At 53.9% G+C, this 20,918-nt stretch carries 18 protein-coding genes and 1 tRNA gene; 16 read left to right on the forward strand and 3 right to left on the reverse strand.

The features are described 5' to 3' along the window. Positions 1 to 26: 26 nt before the first annotated feature. Positions 27 to 437, reverse strand: a complete 411-nt coding sequence (uraH, locus tag TU74_RS15270) for a hydroxyisourate hydrolase (RefSeq protein WP_047291726.1) — start codon at positions 435 to 437, stop codon at positions 27 to 29. A 24-nt stretch (positions 438 to 461) separates the two neighbouring features. Beyond that, complete coding sequence (locus TU74_RS15275; protein ID WP_048376979.1) at positions 462 to 941, reverse strand: GlcG/HbpS family heme-binding protein; 480 nt, start codon at positions 939 to 941, stop codon at positions 462 to 464. A gap of 136 nt (positions 942 to 1,077) precedes the next feature. Between TU74_RS15275 and TU74_RS15280 the strand changes: the two genes are divergently transcribed. The 16 genes from TU74_RS15280 (at position 1,078) to TU74_RS15360 (ending at position 18,328) form a co-directional block, all read left to right on the forward strand. Continuing rightward, positions 1,078 to 1,752, forward strand: coding sequence for a heavy metal response regulator transcription factor (locus tag TU74_RS15280; RefSeq protein WP_047291729.1), 675 nt, complete (start codon positions 1,078 to 1,080; stop codon positions 1,750 to 1,752). Then, positions 1,745 to 3,112, forward strand: coding sequence for a heavy metal sensor histidine kinase (locus TU74_RS15285; RefSeq protein ID WP_048376980.1), 1,368 nt, complete (start codon positions 1,745 to 1,747; stop codon positions 3,110 to 3,112). The genes TU74_RS15280 and TU74_RS15285 overlap by 8 nt, the downstream gene beginning before the upstream one ends. Positions 3,113 to 3,263: 151 nt before the next feature. Beyond that, a tRNA-Thr gene (locus tag TU74_RS15290) sits at positions 3,264 to 3,339 on the forward strand. Positions 3,340 to 3,511: 172 nt separating this feature from the next. Further along, positions 3,512 to 4,834: a tyrosine-type recombinase/integrase gene (locus TU74_RS15295; protein WP_048376981.1), complete on the forward strand. Its 1,323-nt coding sequence runs from the start codon at positions 3,512 to 3,514 to the stop codon at positions 4,832 to 4,834. Positions 4,835 to 5,746: 912 nt separating this feature from the next. After that, the gene (locus TU74_RS15305) at positions 5,747 to 6,727 is read left to right on the forward strand and encodes an integrase domain-containing protein (protein ID WP_048376983.1); all 981 of its coding nucleotides are present in this window, start codon (positions 5,747 to 5,749) and stop codon (positions 6,725 to 6,727) included. Next, a complete protein-coding gene (locus tag TU74_RS15310; protein ID WP_048376984.1) occupies positions 6,724 to 7,044 on the forward strand; it encodes a hypothetical protein in 321 nt (106 codons plus the stop codon). Before TU74_RS15305 ends, TU74_RS15310 begins: the two co-directional genes overlap by 4 nt. Before the next feature lie 154 nt (positions 7,045 to 7,198). Then, a complete protein-coding gene (locus tag TU74_RS15315; protein ID WP_048376985.1) occupies positions 7,199 to 7,480 on the forward strand; it encodes a SinR in 282 nt (93 codons plus the stop codon). Positions 7,481 to 7,544: 64 nt separating this feature from the next. Beyond that, on the forward strand, positions 7,545 to 8,096 hold the full coding sequence (locus TU74_RS15320) for a restriction endonuclease subunit S (protein WP_241485573.1): 552 nt from the start codon (positions 7,545 to 7,547) through the stop codon (positions 8,094 to 8,096). Between the two features lie 3 nt (positions 8,097 to 8,099). Next, positions 8,100 to 9,623: a type I restriction-modification system subunit M gene (locus TU74_RS15325; RefSeq protein WP_048376987.1), complete on the forward strand. Its 1,524-nt coding sequence runs from the start codon at positions 8,100 to 8,102 to the stop codon at positions 9,621 to 9,623. After that, on the forward strand, positions 9,613 to 10,830 hold the full coding sequence (locus TU74_RS15330) for a restriction endonuclease subunit S (RefSeq protein ID WP_048376988.1): 1,218 nt from the start codon (positions 9,613 to 9,615) through the stop codon (positions 10,828 to 10,830). Before TU74_RS15325 ends, TU74_RS15330 begins: the two co-directional genes overlap by 11 nt. Further along, positions 10,830 to 11,666, forward strand: a complete 837-nt coding sequence (locus TU74_RS15335; protein ID WP_048376989.1) for an HAD family hydrolase — start codon at positions 10,830 to 10,832, stop codon at positions 11,664 to 11,666. Before TU74_RS15330 ends, TU74_RS15335 begins: the two co-directional genes overlap by 1 nt. Positions 11,667 to 11,837: 171 nt before the next feature. Then, positions 11,838 to 15,113, forward strand: coding sequence for a type I restriction endonuclease subunit R (locus tag TU74_RS15340; protein ID WP_048376990.1), 3,276 nt, complete (start codon positions 11,838 to 11,840; stop codon positions 15,111 to 15,113). Next, a complete protein-coding gene (locus TU74_RS15345) occupies positions 15,110 to 15,886 on the forward strand; it encodes a M48 family metallopeptidase (protein WP_048376991.1) in 777 nt (258 codons plus the stop codon). Before TU74_RS15340 ends, TU74_RS15345 begins: the two co-directional genes overlap by 4 nt. Positions 15,887 to 16,012: 126 nt before the next feature. Next, positions 16,013 to 16,996, forward strand: a complete 984-nt coding sequence (locus TU74_RS15350; protein WP_048376992.1) for an adenosine deaminase family protein — start codon at positions 16,013 to 16,015, stop codon at positions 16,994 to 16,996. Further along, a complete protein-coding gene (locus TU74_RS15355) occupies positions 16,986 to 17,540 on the forward strand; it encodes a non-canonical purine NTP pyrophosphatase (RefSeq protein WP_048376993.1) in 555 nt (184 codons plus the stop codon). The genes TU74_RS15350 and TU74_RS15355 overlap by 11 nt, the downstream gene beginning before the upstream one ends. Next, positions 17,540 to 18,328 (forward strand): SIR2 family NAD-dependent protein deacylase, encoded by a 789-nt coding sequence (locus TU74_RS15360; protein ID WP_048376994.1) that lies wholly within the window; start codon positions 17,540 to 17,542, stop codon positions 18,326 to 18,328. The genes TU74_RS15355 and TU74_RS15360 overlap by 1 nt, the downstream gene beginning before the upstream one ends. A gap of 770 nt (positions 18,329 to 19,098) precedes the next feature. On the opposite strand, the gene TU74_RS15375 is transcribed toward TU74_RS15360, so the two are convergent. Then, entirely contained in the window at positions 19,099 to 20,754 is a 1,656-nt protein-coding gene (locus TU74_RS15375; protein WP_241485574.1) for an ATP-binding protein, read from the reverse strand. Positions 20,755 to 20,918 lie beyond the last annotated feature (164 nt).

Below are 20,918 nucleotides of genomic sequence, written 5' to 3' on the forward strand. Positions count from 1 at the left end.
GGGACCTGCCTTTAGTGCTTCAAGGCCTAGGAACCGCGATAGGTCGAGAAGCCGTACGGGCTCAGCAGCAGGGGAATGTGGTAGTGCTGGTCGACGTTTTTCACGTCGAAAATCACCGGAATCTCCGGGAAGAACGTGTCGCGCCCGGCCTTCTTGAAGTAGTCGCCGGTTTTGAACACCACGCGGTATTCGCCGGTTTCCAGGGCCTTTTTGGCCGGGAACAGCTCGCTGATGCGTCCTTGTTCGTTGGTCACGCCCTGCGCCAGCGGCTGCCAGTTCTCACCGACGTGTTGCTCCAGCGTCACGTTGACACCCGGCGACGGCAAGCCGTTTTCGAGGTTCAACACATGCACGCTCAATGGGTTGCCTGCGGCCAATGCCAGGCTGGACACCGCGCTGAGGCTCAAAGCGGCCATCGTCATACGTATAGATTTCATCGGTCATCCTCCAATTAATAACAATTAACGCGCAATCGTCAGGCCGACGGCTTGCGCGGCGTTGACGGCACAGGCTTCATCCTGCTCAGCCCCACCGGCACCGGCCACGCCCAGCGCCCCTACCAGCTCACTCCCGGCAAACAGCGGAACGCCGCCGCCCAACAGCAACAACTCCGGGATGGAATTGAGGTTGGACGCTTCAGGGTTGTTGCGTGCCCGCTCGGCAAACAGCCGGGTCGGGGTTTTGGTCGACAGCGCGGTATAGGCTTTGCGCTGGCTGGCCAATAAATTGTGCGGCCCGACGCTTTCAGGTCGCATGGTCACCAGTGCGTTGCCACCCCGGTCCAACACGCTAAAAGCACCGGTACAGTGCGCGAGGGTGGCATCGGCCAGTTGCCGCGCCGTGGTCAGATCCAGCTCCGCATGCCTGGGCAATGCAGGGGCGGCTTGAGCGTTGATGGCGACGATCATGGCAGCGCCTGACAGCAGGGTTTTCAGCATCATTGGGCTTGCTCCTGAATGAATGACGCCACCTTACCCGGCGCTGTTCGTCAGAACCCCGTCAGTTGGATTACAAGTTTGTAATAGGCAACACCCGCGAAGACGCCTAGCCTGTGCAGACGATTGATCGAGGTGTGCGATGCGTTTGTTAGTGGTGGAAGACGAAGCCAAGACCGCAGAGTTTCTGGCCAAGGGCCTGAAAGAATCCGGCTTTGCTGTGGATGTGGCGTTGAACGGGCTGGACGGGCGGTACTTCATTGAACAGCAGGAATACGACCTGATCATCCTGGATGTGATGCTCCCGGGGCTCAACGGCTGGCAATTGCTGCAATTGATTCGCCAGCGAGGCGCCACACCGGTGTTGTTCCTGACGGCCAAAGACGCCATCGAAGACCGCGTGCGCGGCCTGGAACTGGGCGCCGACGACTACCTGCTCAAGCCCTTCGCCTTCGCAGAACTGCTGGCGCGGGTGCGCACCCTGTTGCGCCGTGGCCCGATGCGCGAAGCCGAGTCCTACACCATCGCCGACCTTGAAATCGACGTGCTGCGCCGCCGCGTCAGCCGGGGCGGCCAGCGCATCAGCCTGACCAACAAAGAGTTCGCGCTGTTGCATTTACTGGCCAGCCGACAGGGCGAAGTGCTGTCACGCACCCTGATCGCTTCGCAGGTCTGGAACCTCAACTTCGACAGCGACACCAACATGGTCGAAGTCGCCGTGCGCCGTCTGCGTTCCAAGGTCGACGACCCCTACATGCCGAAACTTATCCACACCGTGCGCGGCGTCGGTTATCAACTGGAAGCGCCCGATGAGTAAATCCATCGCCTGGCGTCTGGCGCTGGCGATTGCCTTGACCTGCGCACTGGTACTGAGCGTAATCGGGGTGTTTCTGTATCGCTCGTTGGCCTCGGAGCTGGCCCTGCGAGACGATCAGGCGCTGCTCGGACGACTTGAACAGATGCGCGCCTTGCTCCACGACAGTGACAGCCTCGAAGCCCTGCAAGCCCGCCCGCGCCTGTACCAGAACATGCTGGGCAATCAGGACAGCGTGCTGCTGGTCAACCGTCAGGATGGCGGGCAGCTCATCGCCATCAACCCGCATCAACAAGCCCTGCCCACGCTGCCACCCATCGCCAAAGACCGCGCGCCGCAACGGGCCGACATCCAGACCCGGGATGCGACCGTGCTGCTGGCGGGCATGGCGCAGGGGCCAGCCGGCGAAACCTTGAGCGTGATGGTCGGTAAACGCCTCGAAGAGCGCGAACACATCCTCGCCCGCTATCGCCTGAACCTGTACGTCGCCATCGGGCTGGGCACGCTGCTGGCCTTCGCCTTGGGCGGCCTGTTGTTGCGTCGCGGCCTGAAACCTTTGCACACACTGGCGCAGGCCATGCGCGGCATCAACCCGCGCAGCCTCGACCAGCGCATGCCTGTGGATAACGTGCCCACCGAACTCAAAGAACCTGTGCAGGCACTCAACGCCATGCTGGCGCGGCTTGAAGACAGCTTTGAGCGGCTGTCCCAATTTTCGGCCGATCTGGCCCATGAAATCCGCACCCCGCTGCACAACCTGCTGGGCAGCAACAGCCTGGCGCTGAACCAATCGCGCAGCCCGGCCGAATATCAGGACGTGCTGGCCTCGAACATCGAAGAATACGAACGCCTGAACCGCATGGCCGAAAACCTGATGTTCCTCGCCCGCGCCGAACACGGCCAGCGCCCGCTGCACCTGCACCCCGTGAACCTGCAGGACGTGGGCCAAGAGCTGTGTGATTACTTCGACGCCCTGGCCGAAGACCGTCAACTGCGCCTGGACAACCAGCTCCACGGGACGCTGACAGCGGATCTGCACTTGCTGCAACGGGCCCTGAGCAACCTGCTGGCCAATGCCGTGCGCCATGCCGAGCCGGGGTCGACGGTCAGCTTGCTGCGACGAGATGAATCGAGGTACTGCTGGATCGGCGTTCACAACACCGGGCCAACGATTGATCCGCAGCACTTGAACAAATTGTTCGACCGTTTCTACCGGATCGACCCGTCGCGAGCGGAACCGGGGGACTCGGGCGGCCTGGGATTGGCGATCGTGCGCTCGATCATGCACCTGCACGACGGCCAAGTCCGCGTCAGCAGCGACGACAGCGGAACGTTGTTTGAACTGGGGTTTGCCCGCGCGTAATGCCCAAATTGGCTGATCTTTGCGAGTCATTCGACAGCCTGGAAAACCTCCACAACCCCGATGGCGCCAGCGTTGCGGCAGAGACTGTGAAAATAGTCTGATATCAGGGGTTTACAAGCCAAAACATCCCGGTATACTCGTCGCCCATAACGCCGGTATAGCTCAGTTGGTAGAGCAACTGACTTGTAATCAGTAGGTCCCGAGTTCGACTCTTGGTGCCGGCACCATACAAGGTTCCAGAGAAGGCTTTCAAAATCTCTGCCCCCCCCGAAAAACCCGCCTTCTGGCGGGTTTTTTCGTTTTGGCGTTCCATCGGTTTCCGTCAGAAACTGGTGGATTCCAACCGTTTTAAGGGTAGAGTTTGGGATACAGGTCACTTCGATAAAAGGGAGTACCCTTATGTCGCGCACCACAGCTCCGCTTTCCGACGCAGCTTGCCGCTTGGCAAAACCTGCAGTCCGCGCCTACAAGCTTTTCGACGGCGATGGCCTCTATCTTCTAGTCCAACCCAATGGCCGCAAAGGCTGGCGGCTCCGTTACGTCAAACCTGACGGACGCGAAGGACTGACCTCGTTCGGTAACTACCCCGTCATTGGCCTCGCCGATGCGCGCCGCAAGCGCTTGGAAGTCAAGCGAATGCTGGCGGATGGCATTGATCCCATAGAGACCAAGCACCAAGCTAAGGCGGAAGCCGTAATCAAAGGCAGAACCTTTGAAAGCGTTGCGCTCGACTGGCATACGGAAATGTCGGCCAAGTGGGCACCAGGCCATTCCAAGACAGTGATGAGCCGCCTCAAAACCCACGTATTCCCGCTGATCGGCGCACGCGCCATTGTTGATCTCGACACCCATGACCTTATGCAGCCCTTGGAAGCGATCAAGAAGCGCGGAACGATAGACGTTGCTTTAAGGGTACAAAACTACCTGCAGAGCATCATGCGCGAGGCAAAGCGCCTCCGGCTTATCACCATAAACCCTGCTTACGACCTCGAAGGCTCGATCAAGGCCCCGCGGGTGGTGCACCGCCCCGCTCTACCCTTATCGCGACTGCCGGAACTGCAGGAGCGGATCGACACCTATAAAGGCCGGGCACTTACCCGTCTGACGGTGATGCTGTCGCTGCATGTGTTTGTACGATCCAGCGAGCTGCGTTTCGCACGCTGGAGCGAGTTCGACCTCAAGCGCGGCACCTGGGAGATACCGGACACTCGACCCGCGCTGGAAGGAGTAGCCTTTTCCACAAGGGGTACGAAGATGGCAGGGGATATCCATTTAGTACCCTTATCGCCGCAAGCAGTGGCGCTACTCGAAAAAATCCATGCACTCACAGGCAAATTCGCATTGGTCTTCGCAGGGGATGCCAAACCCTGGAAGCCCATGTCCGAAAATACGGTGAACAACTCGCTTCGGACGATGGGATACGACACCAAAACCGATATCTGCGGGCATGGATTTCGTTCGATGGCCTGCAGCGCACTGATCGAGTCAGGATTGTGGTCGGAGACAGCCATTGAACGCCAGATGAGCCACAAAGAGCGCAACAACGTCCGCACCGCTTACATCCACAAGGCCGAGTTCATCGAGGAGCGCAGGCTGATCATGAACTGGTGGAGCCGGTACCTGGAGGCCAACCGGCAGGAGCATGTCACTCCACACGAATTCGCGAACCAGACCGGAGCGAACGTCACTCGCTTAAAAGCAAAACGTGGCGCAATCGAGTAAGCGCTCGGCCTTCACATCTCAGTGATCCGCTTGTCCACGCGGGTCTATCCAAACAGGGCTGCAAAGCCGCCCTGCTTGGATGGACCTCACTTAAAAAATCTAAAGCCCACACAACTGTCTGTGGAAAACCACTGATTTCCACCGGTGGATAATTTCATCCACAGCCGCAGAACTCCCGAAAATTGGAGTCTTGACCCGAATTATCCACAGGCGTAGAAAAGATCGGGCAAAGCGCTGTCGTCGACAGCAACCCAGGTAGCTAGAACCTTTAAGGCTACGCCACACGGTGGTGGTTCTCCCAAAGTGCGATTAGCGTCCGGCGGCTCGCACGGTCACAGCGATGTGATGGATGCCTACTTTTACCAGTGTGCCCACTGCGGCAACTCATCCCCTTTCATAGCTGCCCTGCAGCAACCTATCCACTTGGCCATTCCCGTGCGCCAACCTGCGCCCGTCTCTTTCTCCCGGAAAGAGACGGGCGCTCCTACCACTGCTGTAGGCCACCTCGTACAAGGCTTTGCGGCATTCCCCCTCGTGACAATCGGCGTGACAAACACCGAAGTCACCAGCAACAGCGATGTAGATGATGGTGCCGCAGCCCAAGGAATGGACTGCACCTGACTGACAGTCAGGCATGCCCCGGTCATCGCATCACTGCCTTCACCCGACTCAGGATCTCGCGGCACTGGTCTCGTCAGCCAGTGCAACCTCCACCCGCCCACTTCCTCGAAAGTGCTCAGGAGGCCAGATCATGAGATGCCCAAGCTCCCGGCCGTAAAGAGCCGCCAGTCCCGCGTTAGTGGACAACCCTCACAGGTCGCAGGGGCCTTGATCCCTGATAACACTCAACATTCTTGGCGGGATGACGTGGGGATAACGCTTCAGTCGATGGGATCCTTGAGGAAAAAGACTATGGCGCTTGCAGGAAGAAGGGGTGGACGGAATTTTGGATGGGGGCGGCAGCTGAGTTATGCCGGGCCGCAGGCGTTAAAGGATATGTTTGGCGAGGGGCACTATGCCACGGTCAAAGCTCACGCAGACCGCTGGGTAGCCTTCGTCGAATGGTGCCGATCCGAACTCGGTCCAAATATCAATGACGCCCGCAAGATCGACCGGCAAATATTGTTCGATTATGCCCAGCACCTACGCCAACAGGTCGAGCAAGGAGGCCTGAAAATTGCCACCGCACAGAACCGGCTTTCCAGCGTGAATCGCACGCTGGAAGCGATCCGTGGTGATCGTTCGGTACGGGTCGCAAGCCCCAGCCAAGCCCTCGGCTTGCACAGATCTAATGTCAGAAGCGAGGCACCCAATGGACAAGACCGCGAGCACCTGAAAACCATAACCAAAGCACTCAATGCCCTGCAGCAACAACGTGTCAGCGCCATCCTGCAGCTTGCCCGCGAAACCGGCATGCGCCTGCGCGAAGCCATCCTGGCTGATCTGCCACGTTTGCATCGCGAAGCCGAGCGACTCGGCCGCGTCAACATCCAAGACGGTACTAAGGGCGGTCGTTCAGGCGCATACGCACCACGGTGGATAACAGCGACAACGAACGCACTGGAAGCGTTGCGAGCCGCCCGCAATGCCTCGCCCACCGGCAGCAACAACCTGCTCGCGCGCGACGAAAGCTACAAGACCTTCCTACAGCAAATCGTAAAACCGGCACGCGAGATCCTGCACGCATATAACTTGAAAGGCTTCCACGAATTGCGCGCCGCCTATGCCTGCGAACGTTACAAACAACTTACCGGGCATGCCGCGCCAGTCAACGGAGGCATCTGCTATCAGGAAAACCGCAAGCTCGACCAGACAGCACGTCAGCAGATCAGTCTGGAGCTGGGCCATGACCGCACAGACGTGATCGCGGCTTATATAGGAGGAAGACGATGACTAAGTCCTTCGACATTGGGCTTTTCCTTGATGCCGTACTCACCGGTTCCCATGCCACACAGCAGCGCCACCTGAGGCAGGCCCAAGCGATACAAAAGGCCATTGGGCAACGCTTCGGTCGAGACAATCCGTGGAGTTGGAAGCTTAAGCATTTCCGGTGGTTTGAGGAGCAACACCTTAAAGCCCGAAGCCCGGCGACGAGGTATTACTACCAGTTGACCGAGCGGCTAATTATAAAGCGGCTTAGGAAACCTGAACTTGAACAAAAAATAGGCAACAACGCGATCGCCTATCAGGAAACCGACAAATCTCTATAGAAGCCGTACTGAGAAAAATATTGACAGCGCAAGCAAAGGAAGAGATATTGCTCTCGCCATCTCCTCAGTACGCGATGTACAGAGAAAAAAGGAGATGCGGCAGGTTGCACCCTGCCGCTGTTGCAATAACTTACCCGTTAGGAGAGCTAGAGCTATGAAACTGTACCAAATTACCTATGACCTGCGTAAGAAACGTGATTACCAATCCCTGTATGAGCGCATTAAAGCCTATGGCACTTGGTGTCGGCCGTTGGAGTCCACCTGGATTGTTGCGACGACACAAACTGCAGCGCAGGTGCGGGATAACCTCAAAGCAGTGATGGATGCTGATGACGGGTTACTTGTAACCCGCCTTAAGGGCGACGCTGCGTGGTATGGGCTGGCGACCGAGCAGGCCAAATGGCTGCAGAACCAGTACCAACGCTGCGAAGTCTGACCACTCTTTTTGCGCCAAGGATGGCGCTATTCCAGAGCTATTTATGCCAACCCAGTTATTCAAGTTGAGCGAACTGGCTGATGTCCGCTCCGGATACACCTTCCGCGGTGCGCTGGAGCATGACCCTTCTGGTGATGTTCGCGTGTTGCAGATTAAGGATCTGCGCCAAAACGCAGCGATTGAACCCGATACCCTGATTGCTGTTGCCTGGGACACTCGTACCGCTCCGCCTCTGCTTCAGCCAGGCGACATCACCGTGATCGCCCGTGGTGATACCAACAAGGCCGTGCTCTATGTAGGCGAGCAGTCGGTTGTAGCGACCAGCCAGTTTTTTATTGTTACGGCTAAACGGTCAGAGGTACTGCCGGCATACCTGTGCTGGCTGATCAACTTGCCGCAAAGCCAACGCAGCCTTGAGCGCAGCGGCAGTGCGATTCAAGCCATCGGCAAAGCGTCCCTGATGGGCATGCAGATCCCCCTACCACCGCTCATGACCCAGCAGAAGCTAATTGCCCTGCAAGCAGTGTGGGATGAAGAGGATGAACTGATCGCGCGCTTGCAAACCAACAGAGAGCACATGCTGCAAGGCATTTACCAGCACCTTATTAAGGCTTAAGCCATGAACGACAAAGTAAACCAGGACGATATCAACAAGGCGCTGTGGGCAGCCTGCGACACCTTCCGCGGCACCATCAGTGCGGACACGTACAAAGACTTCATCCTCACCATGCTGTTCCTCAAGTACATCAGCGATGTCTGGCAGGATCACTACGACAACTATAAAAAGGAATACGGTGACGAACCGGAGCTGATCGAGGAAATGCTCAAGAACGAGCGTTTCGTGTTATCACGTGATGCCAGCTTCTACGCCCTCTACGAGCGTCGCCATGAGCCAGGTAACGGTGAGCGAATTGACCAGGCGTTGCACGCTATCGAGGAAGCCAACGGCACCAAACTTAAGGATGCCGGCAAGAGCGTGTTCCAGGACATCTCCTTCAACACGGACAAGCTCGGCGAAGAAAAGCAGAAGAACACCATACTGCGCCACCTACTGGAAAACTTCGCAGGGGCTGAACTCAACCTCAAACCGTCCCGCGTCGGCAGCCTGGATGTGATTGGCAACGCCTACGAGTACCTGATCAAGAACTTCGCCGCCAGCGGCGGGCAGAAGGCCGGTGAGTTCTACACGCCGCCGGAAGTTTCGGAGCTGATCGCCGAGCTGCTGGACCCGCAACCGGGCAACACCATCTGCGACCCAGCCTGCGGCTCGGCCTCACTACTGATGAAGTGCGGCCGCAAAGTGCGTGAACACCACAACAGCAAGCAGTACGCCCTCTATGGTCAGGAAGCCATCGGCTCCACCTGGTCACTGGCAAAGATGAACATGTTTCTCCACGGTGAGGACAACCACAAGATCGAGTGGGGCGACACCCTGCGCAACCCCAAGCTGCTCGACCAGAATGGCCAACTGCTGAAGTTCGATATCGTTACCGCCAATCCGCCGTTCTCGCTGGACAAGTGGGGCCATGAAGAAGCCGAGCACGACCCCTTTGGACGTTTCAACCGTGGCATTCCACCAAAAACTAAAGGCGACTTCGCCTTTATCCTGCACATGATCGAGACCCTTAAGGCCAAAACCGGGCGCATGGCGGTTGTGGTGCCCCACGGCGTGCTGTTTCGCGGCTCCAGCGAAGGAAAAATTCGCCAGAAGCTGATCGAGGAAAACCTGTTAGATGCCGTCATAGGCTTGCCGGAAAAACTCTTTTACGGCACTGGTATTCCAGCGGCGATTCTGGTTTTCAGTAAAGCCAAGACCGATGAAAACGTGCTGTTTATCGACGCTAGCCGCGACTTCAAGTCCGGTAAGAACCAGAACGTTTTGGGCGAGGAGCAGATCAACAATATCTTGCTGACCTACCGCCATCGCATCAACTCGGACAAGTACAGCCACCGCGCCAGCCTGCAGGAAATCCGCGATAACGCCTACAACCTGAATATCCCGCGCTACGTAGAAACCTTCGAGGCCGAGGAAGAGGTCGACCTGCTAGCCGTGCGTGCCGAGCGCGAGCAGCTCAAGGCGCAACTGGCCGAGCTGGAAGTGCAGATGGATGTGTACTTAAAGGAGTTGGGTTATGGTGCCTAATGGATGGAAGGAGGTTTCGTTAGCGAGCATATGTCGCGATAAGATTTCTTATGGCGTAGTACAGACAGGCGAACATGTCCCAGATGGAGTCCCTTGCCTTCGTGTGGCGGATCTACCAAATGGTAGAGTTGGGGCGATGGTAAAAACATCTGTAGCAATAAGTAACTCTTATAAAAGGACCCTTCTTCAGAACAGCGATATCGTTTTGGCCCTTCGCGGAGACATTGGCCTCGCCTGCCTAGTCAAGAATGAGTGGACCGGGATAAATATCACGAGGGGTATTGCAAGAATCTCTCCTGATAACTCTCAAATTTTGCCTGAATTTCTACTCTGGGAGCTGCGATCCCCCAGACTTAGAGGTGAGCTTTTGCGGAGAGCAGGAGGCTCCGCTCTCCAAGAGATATCTATAGGCGAGCTTAGATGTGTGACCGTACTGACCCCTCCTCTACCTGAGCAGGCGAAAATCGCCAAGATACTTTCTACTTGGGATCATGCCATCACCACCACCGAGCGACTGCTGGAAAACAGCCAGCAGCAGAAAAAGGCGTTGATGCAGCAGTTGCTTGGCAACCCTGGTAGTTCCACACAAGGATTGAAACCTAAGAATTTCAAACGAATTACCGATATCGCTGAGCGTATTCAAAGAAAATCTGATGGAGGTGGGCATCCGGTGCTGACCATCTCATCGCTAGGTGGATTTGTTCGCCAGGACGAAAAATACAGCCGCTTCATGGCTGGTAAGAGCGTTGAGAACTATATCCTGCTCAGGCAGGGAGAGTTTGCTTACAACAAAGGGAACTCAAAGACCTATGAATTTGGCTGCATATTTGACCTAGAGTCTTTCGAGACAGGTCTGGTGCCGCATGTGTACGTCTGCTTCAAGCTGAAACCCGGCCTCAGTCATCGTTATTTTAAATATTTATTTGAGGCTGACTACTTGAAACCGCAACTTGGTCAGCTGGTTAACACTGGCGTCCGCAATAATGGCCTGCTCAATATCAAGCCCAGCGAGTTTATGAACACCAAGGTTCCAGTTCCAGCACTATCTGAGCAAGAACATATCGCCAGTGTACTACACACCGCCAGCAAGCAGATCACCGACCTGGAACAGAAACTCGCCTGCCTTAAACAAGAGAAAAAGGCTCTGATGCAGCAACTGCTCACGGGAAAGCACCGGGTGAAGATAGATGAACAGGAGGTCGCCTGATGGCCAGAAAGCACCTTCCGTTTGTCATTGCCTACGACTTTGACGGCACCCTATCGCCAGGCAATATGCAGGAGTACGACTTTGTGCCCGCATTAGGCATTAAGCCCGCCGACTTCTGGCGCGAAGCAAAGACCATGGCTCAAGAGCAGCAGGCGGACGAAATTCTGGCTTATATGCGGCTGATGATCGAGAAAGCCCAATCTGCCCGAGTACCCGTGCGTAAAAAGGACTTCGCCGATTTTGGGGCACACATTCAATTATTTCCGGGTGTACAGGATTGGTTCAAACGCATCACCGAATATGGCCGTGTTAAAGGTGTAAAGGTAGAGCATTTTATTATCTCGTCGGGGCTGCGCGAGATGATCGAAGGAACTCCAATCAACAAGTATTTCAGCCGCGTCTATGCCTCGGGCTTTATGTACGACCATAACGACGTCGCACACTGGCCAGCATTGGCGGTGAACTACACCACCAAAACCCAGTATTTGTTCCGCATTAACAAGGGCAGCTTGGATGTACACGATAACTCAGTGATCAACAAGTTCGTCGAGCCAGCCGAACGGCCTGTGCCGTTCAGCAATATGGTGTTTATCGGCGATGGCGAGACCGACATTCCCTCCATGCGCCTGGTCAAGAATCAGGGCGGCCATTCGATTGCCGTGTACGGCAAGGGCAAACGCGGTGCCCGCGAAAAAGCACTCAAGCTGGTCAAGGAAGGGCGTACCAACCTGGCGACCACTGCCGATTACACTGATGGTTCGGCTATTGATCACGCCGTGAAGGCGATGATCGACAAGGTGGTATCGGATCGCACAATCGCAGAGGCGAATGGCTGATATGACATTAGCGACCTGATTTTCTATAGCACGGATGATGTTTTAACGCAGTTCACCCTGCGCGAAATGGATGTTCAAGCATGAGTGGGCCGATGACCCACATAGCAGTCAAATTCATAAGCTGATTGGTTTCCAGCAACAGCTGGCGGGCGGCTTGGAGAACTACAGCGGATGATACCAACACCTAAATTTCAGGAAGAATACAGCGCGAAACTTCCGGCTCTGGCTCTGCTGTGCAACCTCGGCTGGCAGTTCCTCTCGCCCGAGCAGGCACTAACAGCAAGGAGCGGCAAGAGCGACGAGGTGGTTTTGCGTGATGTACTACGCGAGCAACTGAGCAAGCGACGTTTCTTGTTTGGCGGGAGTGAATACCCACTATCAGCCAAAGCCATCGACAACCTGATCAGTGAAATGTGCAGCCCGGCGCTTAACGAAGGGCTACAGGCTGCCAATGAGCGGCTGTACAACCATTTGCTGTATGGCATCTCAGTGACAGAGTTCGTGGATGGCAAAAAAGCCAACCCTACCGTGGCGTTGATCGACTGGAACAACCCCGCGAATAATAGCTTCATCTTCACCGAAGAGTTTCGCGTGCTGCGCAGCAGTGGTGTGGAGTCGCGGAGGCCGGATATTGTTTGCTTCGTCAACGGTATTCCGCTGGCAGTAATTGAGGCCAAGCGTCCCGATAGCAATGCGCAGAAAGGCCCGACCATCGACGAAGGCGTTTCGCAGAGTTTGCGCAACCAGCGTCACGACGAAATCCCAAGGCTATTCGCCTACAGCCAATTGTTGCTGTCGATCAATGGCAGCGACGGGCGCTACGCCACATGCGGCACGCCTGCGAAATTCTGGGCGGCTTGGCGTGAGGAAGATATCGCCACCGCAGAGTTGTATGCGCTGAAGAACCGCAAGCTGAGTGCCGCGGAGAAGGCCTCTATTTTTAGCCACCGCCCTCCCCGTGATCTGGACTGGTATGACACCCTGATCGCTGGCGGCGAGCTAGCGCTGACCGGCCAGGATCAGTTGCTTATCAGCCTGCTCTCTCCTGCCCGGCTGCTGGAGATTACTCGCTACTTCACCCTGTTCGATAAGAAGGCTGGCAAGATTGTTGCTCGCTATCAGCAGGTATTTGGCATCAAACGGCTGATCGAGCGAATTACCCACAAGCGCAAGGACGGTGGCCGCGAGGGCGGGGTGATCTGGCATACAACAGGCTCGGGCAAGTCATTCACCATGGTTTTTCTGAGCAAGGCGCTGATCCTGCATGACTTGCTCAAACAGTGTCGCATCGTGGTGGTCACCGACCGGGTCGATCTGGAAAACCAGCTGAGCAAGACTTTCGCCTCGGGCGGCGAACTGGCAGGCAAGAAGGATCGCGAGGCCGCGATGGCCACTTCCGGGACGCGCTTGGCCGAGCAGATCGGCAAGGGTAATGAGCGCATCATTTTCTCCCTAATCCAGAAGTTCAACAGCGCCACCAAGCTGCCGCAATGCGTGAACACTAGTGCTGACATCATCGTGCTGATCGATGAAGGTCACCGCAGCCAAGGCGGTGAAAACCATATCCGCATGAAACAGGCGCTGCCCAATGCGGCTTTTGTGGCGTTTACCGGCACGCCCCTGCTCAAAGACGACAAGACCACAAATAAGTTTGGTCCCATTGTGCATGCCTACACCATGCAGCGAGCAGTGGAGGATCAAGCGGTGACGCCGTTGCTCTATGAAGAGCGCATCCCCGATCTGGATGTGAACGCGCGCGCTATCGATAGCTGGTTCGAGCGCATCACTGAAGGGCTGAGCGAGCAGCAGAAGGCCGATCTAAAGCGCAAGTTCGCCAAGAAAGGACAGATCTACAGCACAGATGATCGAATTCGCTTGATTGCACTTGATATCGCCAACCACTTCGTGAAAAACATTGATGAAGGCCTCAAAGGGCAGTTGGCCTGTGACAGTAAGGCGTCGGCGATCAAGTACAAGCAATACCTGGACGAAGCGGGTCTTTTCGAAAGCGCTGTGGTGATGAGCCCACCGGATAGCCGCGAAGGCAACACCGAAGTGGATGAAGCTGCTTCACCGGAGGTAACTCAATGGTGGAAGAACAACGTTGGGAGCGCGGATGAGCAGGTCTACACCAAGCAGTTGATTGAGCGTTTCGATAAGGATGATTCGCTCAAGCTTTTGATCGTAGTGGACAAGCTGTTGACGGGCTTCGATGAGCCGAAGAATACCGTGCTTTACATCGATAAGCCGCTCAAGGAGCACAACCTGATTCAGGCCATTGCACGGGTCAACCGATTGCATCCCCTGAAGAAGTTCGGCCTGCTGATTGACTATCGCGGCATTCTTTCCGAGTTGGATACCACGATTCAGAAATATCAGGATTTGGCTTCACGCACTCAGGGTGGCTATGACATAAATGACATCGCCGGCCTCTACAGCCAGATGAGCAGCGAGTACAAACGGCTACCTCAACTGCACAAAATACTCTGGGCGATTTTTGCCGATGTGAAAAACAAAGGCGATATCGAACAGTTACGCCAGGTACTGGTACCCAAGATGCAAGAGCGCGACGGTGAGTTGGTGGATGTAAATCTCAAAGTGCGCGAGGACTTCTATGAGGCGCTAACCGAGTTCGCCAGTTGCCTGAAGGTTGCATTGCAATCAGCCTCTTTCTTCGAGGACACCAGCTTCAGTGACGCTGACCGCGCTCACTACAAGGAAACGCTCAAGCAGTTCTCCAGCCTACGCCAAATGGCCAAACAGGATGCCGGTGAGACAGTAAACTATGACCAGTACGCCGAACAGGTGCGCAAGTTGCTGGATAAGCATGTAGTCGGCGTGGAGGTTAAAGATCCGGGTGGTGTTTATGAAGTTGGCAAGATGGGGCAGCAAAAGCCTGAGCAGTGGAGTGAGGACAAGGTGCGCAACGAAACCGACATCATCAAGACCCGCGTGAGCAAGATGATTGAGCAGGAGCTACGTGATGACCCCTATGCCCAAGAAGCATTTTCTAAGCTGCTGCGCCAAGCCATTGAAGATGCCGCAAAGCTGTTCGATCATCCGCTCAAGCAGTACCTGCTATTCCACGAATTTGAGCAGCAGGTACAGGCGCGCAAGCTAGATGAACTGCCGGACGTATTGGCTGGTAACCGCCATGCCCAGGCTTACTTTGGTGTTTTCAAGAAAAGCCTTCCGGAAGCCCTGATCTCAGCCGATGAACAGGTACAGGGGCACTGGGTGAAGCTGGCTTTTAGCCTGGATGAAATGGTCATGACCTCTGTGGCCGAACATTCTATCAACCCACAGAACATTGAAAGCGATATCCGCAAGAAGTTGTTACCGCTGCTCTTCAAGGAGTGCAAGGCGGTGGGGGCCGGCATGGATCAGGCGAAGGCCATGGTTGAGTGGGTGGTGCAAATTACGCGGGTGGGCTTGTCCGGTCTATGAGCGCTCCCATCGTTACGAATGCTCCATCTAGTCCACCAGGGCAAAGCCGGCTGAGCTTTTACTACGCCGATGAGTTGATACAGGTTGAGCGGGGCCCACGGGGGCGCGAGGTTTCGCGCATTCTGATCAAGGTCGATCCAGACTGCCGCGTGCGGGTTAGTGCACCGGCCGGCGCTAGCGATGAACAGGTATTGGGTGTACTGAAGCGGCGCGGCCGTTGGATTTATCAACAGCTTCGTGAGTTCCGCTCTCAGCTCACGCATGTCCGCCCGCGGCAGTACATCAGCGGAGAAAGCCACTACTATTTGGGCAAGCAATATGTGCTTAAGGTCGTGGAGGCTCCTGATGAGCTGCAACAGGTGCGTCTATTGCGTGGCAAGCTGGAAGTGTCTGTCCGGATGAAGTCGGCTGGAAAGGTACGCGAGCTACTGCAAGCTTGGTACAAGACCCGCGCCCGAGAGGTTTTTGATCGACGTCTGGAGGCAGTCTTGCAGCAAGCCCTTTGGGTTTCTGGCAAGCCGCCACTGCGCATCCTCAGCATGCAAACGCAGTGGGGCAGTTGCTCCCCCGCCGGGCGCATCACGCTCAATCCCCACCTGGTTAAGGCGGCTAGTGAGTGCATTGACTATGTCATCCTGCATGAGCTTTGCCATATCGCGGAGCATAACCACAGCGAACGCTTTTACCGGCTAATGCAGCAAGTGATGCCACAGTGGGAAAGCGTGAAAAAGCGGCTAGACGGTATGGCGGCTTCCTTACTCAACGGCGGTTGATTTTGATCATACATGTGGATGCCGACTCTAGAATTACTACTGACCAAAAGCAGCCTCCTAGTTAGTCGGCACTATTGATCCGATTTTTTGCCGCAAGATCAACTTTCTTGATAGAGACCATCGCTGATGGAAGACAATTTTAAAAGCATGGAAAAGGGTGAGCTACACGTTCACTTAAATGGCCTCGTCAGTACGCGCCTAGTTATTGATTTACTCCAGCAGCAGGGAGCAGAAATTCCTGATAATTTCGATTTAGAAAGAGACCTCACCAGATTCACACCTTCCCCTGACCTTCAGACATATCTAAAGCCTTGGCAAGTTTTAAGGCTTATTCCTCAAGGTCGCACAGCTCTCAATTTAATGGTTTTTAGCGCATTCGAAAACCTAGCAGCTCAGAATGTAAAGTTTGTCGAGTTACGGAGTAGCATAATTTATCTTGCACTCCTTAATAACGTCACAGTACCCGAGGCGCTCTTGTGGTTGACCGAAGAGATTTACAGTGCCTCATTAAAATACGGCATTAGGGGCGGGCTGATATTAACGATTTCACGCGGAGATTACGCGGCGGAACATCTACGCACCCTTTTAGCTGCTTACGCATCCATTGGTAAGCCCGAAATAATAGTGGGACTAGATCTAGCTGGCAACGAAGATACAGTATCTCCAACAGAGCTCCCTCAATTATATCGGAAAGCAAAATCTGATTTGGGATTAAAAATCACTATACACGCAGGGGAAACAGGCAATCCCCAAAACATTATAGAAGCTATAACTGAATTTGATGCTGATAGGATTGGACACGGTACAGCCGCATTCAAATCAACTAAAATCATGGAATTGATGCACAAGCGCGATATATGTATAGAGGTATGCCCTATTAGCAACCGCCTAACAGGCGCTGTAAAATCAAGCGAGTCCCATCCTGTACGCGAATTCATTAAATTCGGTGTACCATTCGTTATTTGTTCGGACAATCCGGCGATTCATGGTGCGAGCATTAGCGATGACTATAATGAGTTCTATAAAGAAACAGAAAACAGTGCCATCCTAGAGAACATGCTGACCTTACAAAAAAAATATAGCTTCATGGAAGATCAAAATGAAAATTAGATTTGTTTCAAAAAACGACTTTAAAGTCCAAGAAGTCCAACAAATACTTCAAGATACAGGTGTAGAGGTCATTGCAGCCCGATACTCTATTGATGAAATCCAAACTGAGAATGTTGACAGTTTGGTCAGAGATAAATTACTGAAGGCTTTCAAGATAATAGGACACCCGGTATTCGTTGAGCATACCGGTCTGTATATTGAAAGTCTCAATGGCTTCCCTGGTGGATTAACACAGATTTTTTGGGACAAGCTTCAAGCTGACAAATTCTCGACCCTATTTGGTTCCGGGGAAAATATTAACTTGGTCGCAAAAACGATAATTGGATATTGCGACTCTATGAAAATCCATCTATTTGAAGGTGCAATAAAAGGCACAATATCTGCTGAGCCCCGAGGAAACAGAGACTTTCAGTGGGACTGTGTTTTTATTCCCGAAGGCTTTACTCAAACTTTCGCGGAAATGGGGGAAAGAAAAAACAACATATCGATGAGGCGTCTTGCATTCGATAAGTTTAAACAGTTTCTTAAATATGGAAATGTTTGATGGAACAGTTACTGTCATCTTTTAAGCAAGGTAACGTTATACTTTTCGTTGGTGCTGGAGTATCCACCAATCTGGGGCTTCCATCTTGGGGTGAACTGATCGACAAGATCGCTCAAGAATTAGGGTATGACCCTGAGATCTATAAGACATTTGGCGATCATTACGCCCTTGCCGAATATTACCGAATCAAAAAAGGTAGTATTGGTCCCCTCCGAAGCTGGATGGACCGAAGCTGGCATGCTCCGACCATCAATATAGAATCGTCAAAAATCCATGAACTGATTGCAAAAGCCAATTTTCCAATAATTTACACTACAAACTATGATCGATGGCTCGAAAACACATTCGACCACTTCCAAAAGCCATACACCAAAATAGCATCGGTATCTGACGTAACTAAGATAAGGCTTGGAAGCACTCAAATAATTAAGTTTCACGGAGACTTCGATGATGATACCTCGATAGTACTTGATGAAACTAGTTATTTTGAAAGATTAGAATTCGAAACACCTCTAGATATTAAATTGCGATCGGACGTACTCGGCAAATCAGTGCTATTCATTGGGTACAGACTTGCCGATATAAATTTAAGGTTTCTATTCTACAAGCTATCCAAAATCTGGAAGGCCAACTGCAATAGTGAGGCACAGCCTCGGTCATACATTTTCTCACCTAGACCAAACCCCGTCCAAGAAGCCATCCTTAACCAATGGGGAATAAACATGCTTTCCTCTCAGGTAGACTCCCAAGGAGATGCTCTCGCGGAATTTTTAGAGAATTTTGTGTAACTCAAATGCAGCTTTACCAGCCTAAACTAAAGAAATTTACGACTTCGGCCTGATTTTAGAGAAGGCTTTCAGCAGGCCGAAAGTCTAAAAGCAGACTCTGCAATTTATTAGCCACATCGTTGCACTTTCTGTATCTCAGGGTAGTTTTAGGGGTAGAACAGGAAACTATCGTTTTTATCTAACTGTATTAAATGAAAAAAATCAGATTTTTCGACTCTTGGTGCCGGCACCACACAAGGTTCCACAGACAGCTAGCAAAGTCTCTGAAACCCCCGAAAAACCCGCCTTCTGGCGGGTTTTTTCGTTTTGGCGTTCCGCCGGACTCCGCCAAAAATCTTATGGATATCAGCCGCGCTAAGGATACAGACAAGGGAAAGGTCGTTCGATAAAGGGAGCAGTACCCTTATGTCGCGTACCACTGCCCCATTCTCCGATTCGGCTTGTTGCTCAGCCAAACCCATTGACCGCGCCTACATGTTTTTCGGCGGCGACGGCCTCTCCCTTCCAGTCCAACTCAATGGCCGAAAACCGTCGCGGCTCAGGTATGCAAAGCCTGATGAAAACGAAGGACTTGTATCGTTTGGCAATTACCCAGTGGTCTGCCTTGATACATATGACCTTATGCAGTACTTGGCGCGAGGCAGGCTGTTGTTGCGTTTTTTTACGTACCTGCGAACTGCATGTCTCCCGCTGGAGCGAGTTCAGCCAGTAGCGCGCAACCTGAGAAATCCCGGACACACGGCCAGCGCCGGAGGGAATAGGCCGTTAGCCTACTCCTCATCCTGCCCACCTGCGTGCGCTTTGTACGCCTGCTTTTCATGAGTCGGCTTAGTCGGAAAAGCCAACTGAATCTGCCTGCTTTTTACCATTCCATTCAGGTACTGCTGACGGAGGGCATCTGGACTGCGCTTCACCAAATTAGCCAAAACGTTGAGCGTCAGATAGTGCCCCTTGCATAGGGTGATAATCACCTGTTGCATACGATCCTTTTGCATGCGCTCTCGCTTGCGCGGTTCCTCAGCCAGTATTTCAAGCTTTTCTCGAAATTCTGCATCAAGCCTGTCCAAAGCATCGATTAGGGGCGCGTCAATGTTATCGCTCAATACACAGCCATCATCGTTTCGCTGCATATCCAGCTCGGCCTTATGTTCGGAGCTAGTACCGTTATGTTCGGAGCTAGTACCGTTATGTTCGGAGCTGCTGGCGTAATGTTCGGAGCTCTGCACCGGACCTGCGAACACTTGCTCCGGCGTTGGCAGTTGTTCACCTGGCAGGTGATAAATCATGCCTCGTGAGCGCCCGTCAGGCACAAGGAATCCCTCGCGCACCAAACGCGCAAGCAGTTGGCTCAAGTCATGAGCATGAGTATCACAAATCTCAAGGAGACGATTATGACTGACCACCCGCTCAATCGCGGCCGTGGCCAAGATCAACCTGGCAGTGTGTTCCAAGCTCTCGAAACGAACACCAAATCGCTCTCGTAGCTGCTCCACCACCCCCTCTGGGAGCAAGTCCAACATGCGAAGCTCAAGAAGGGTTTGCTCGGGCTCGGGCTTTTCATAAAGGGCCGGCGGTCGCCAATGCTGGCTGCGCCATCCGCTGTAGATTTTTGGAACCCCAGAACCACCACGCTCGCCAAGGCCGATAAGAAGGAACATTTGGTGCATTAGCCTGTTACGGCAATCGCTGATGCCACCTTGCAACACCTGCTCAAGGGGTAAACGTAAGCCGCCTGGATTGCGAAAGCCAAACAAGTCAGGACGCTTCACGACTAACACAGAAACCCGCCCGGTATAGTCGGCATGGACCAAGGTATTAACCAAAGCCTCGCGCAAAGCCTCATGTACCGGAGTGTCATCTTGGCGCTGATCACCTTTGAGAGCGAAGGGTACTTTTAGGTCCTCAACCAACTTGCGATAAACCCGCCGGTAGAAATCAAACAGATTTCCTGACCACGTTCCATCAGGCACGAGTCTATCCACCCACCGTAGTTCTGTTTTAGCGTGGGGCCGTTCCTGATAGTCCACAAAGTAATGAGGAACACTCTCCTGGATTGAGAGCCAGCGTCCGAACATGAGTAAACCTGCCAGAGTCAGCCCTTCGACTCCGTTCGCGCGGTCCTTACGCCAACCTCCTATCTGTCGGAGAAACTCAATCCCTTGGTGCTCCAGCGCCGGATGGCCTGGCTTTATGTCGCTAAGCATCTGGCGGTAGATACGCAGACTGTCCGGGTCAATGTCCGCGAAGTCGTAATTCGGCAAAATCCGCTCATCCCGACAGTCCTCCACTTGCTCTGCGAACATGCGGCGCACATCTTCCTCAGAACAGCGCCGATCCCCCTCATGTAATCGACGATAAGTGTTACCTAGGGGCTGACCATTGAGAAATACCGGCTTCTGCTTACGTGACGCCGCCGGAATTTTCACTTCAAGTACCTGTTTTCCCTCCAGCTCTCTGACGACCTGTAGTGGTCTAATGAAACCGGACACTCATTTAGGCGAGAATGCTCGCCCCAAAGAGGTGTCTGATGACCAAGCAACGCCGTACCTTTACCCCTGAGTTCAAGCGCGAAGCAGCCTGTCTGGTGCTC

The organism is Pseudomonas lundensis (assembly GCF_001042985.1).
Taxonomy (GTDB): Bacteria; Pseudomonadota; Gammaproteobacteria; order Pseudomonadales; family Pseudomonadaceae; genus Aquipseudomonas; species Aquipseudomonas lundensis.

Excerpts from the sequence above, each read along its gene's own strand:
- TU74_RS15340 (WP_048376990.1), top strand. The coding sequence starts at position 11,838 with ATGATACCAACACCTAAATTTCAGGAAGAATACAGCGCGAAACTTCCG.
- TU74_RS15310 (WP_048376984.1), top strand. The coding sequence starts at position 6,724 with ATGACTAAGTCCTTCGACATTGGGCTTTTCCTTGATGCCGTACTCACC.
- TU74_RS15280 (WP_047291729.1), top strand. The coding sequence starts at position 1,078 with ATGCGTTTGTTAGTGGTGGAAGACGAAGCCAAGACCGCAGAGTTTCTG.
- TU74_RS15330 (WP_048376988.1), top strand. The coding sequence starts at position 9,613 with ATGGTGCCTAATGGATGGAAGGAGGTTTCGTTAGCGAGCATATGTCGC.
- uraH (WP_047291726.1), bottom strand. The coding sequence starts at position 437 with ATGAAATCTATACGTATGACGATGGCCGCTTTGAGCCTCAGCGCGGTG.
- TU74_RS15275 (WP_048376979.1), bottom strand. The coding sequence starts at position 941 with ATGATGCTGAAAACCCTGCTGTCAGGCGCTGCCATGATCGTCGCCATC.
- TU74_RS15360 (WP_048376994.1), top strand. The coding sequence starts at position 17,540 with ATGGAACAGTTACTGTCATCTTTTAAGCAAGGTAACGTTATACTTTTC.
- TU74_RS15335 (WP_048376989.1), top strand. The coding sequence starts at position 10,830 with ATGGCCAGAAAGCACCTTCCGTTTGTCATTGCCTACGACTTTGACGGC.
- TU74_RS15355 (WP_048376993.1), top strand. The coding sequence starts at position 16,986 with ATGAAAATTAGATTTGTTTCAAAAAACGACTTTAAAGTCCAAGAAGTC.
- TU74_RS15315 (WP_048376985.1), top strand. The coding sequence starts at position 7,199 with ATGAAACTGTACCAAATTACCTATGACCTGCGTAAGAAACGTGATTAC.
- TU74_RS15295 (WP_048376981.1), top strand. The coding sequence starts at position 3,512 with ATGTCGCGCACCACAGCTCCGCTTTCCGACGCAGCTTGCCGCTTGGCA.
- TU74_RS15350 (WP_048376992.1), top strand. The coding sequence starts at position 16,013 with ATGGAAGACAATTTTAAAAGCATGGAAAAGGGTGAGCTACACGTTCAC.
- TU74_RS15325 (WP_048376987.1), top strand. The coding sequence starts at position 8,100 with ATGAACGACAAAGTAAACCAGGACGATATCAACAAGGCGCTGTGGGCA.
- TU74_RS15305 (WP_048376983.1), top strand. The coding sequence starts at position 5,747 with ATGGCGCTTGCAGGAAGAAGGGGTGGACGGAATTTTGGATGGGGGCGG.
- TU74_RS15345 (WP_048376991.1), top strand. The coding sequence starts at position 15,110 with ATGAGCGCTCCCATCGTTACGAATGCTCCATCTAGTCCACCAGGGCAA.
- TU74_RS15285 (WP_048376980.1), top strand. The coding sequence starts at position 1,745 with ATGAGTAAATCCATCGCCTGGCGTCTGGCGCTGGCGATTGCCTTGACC.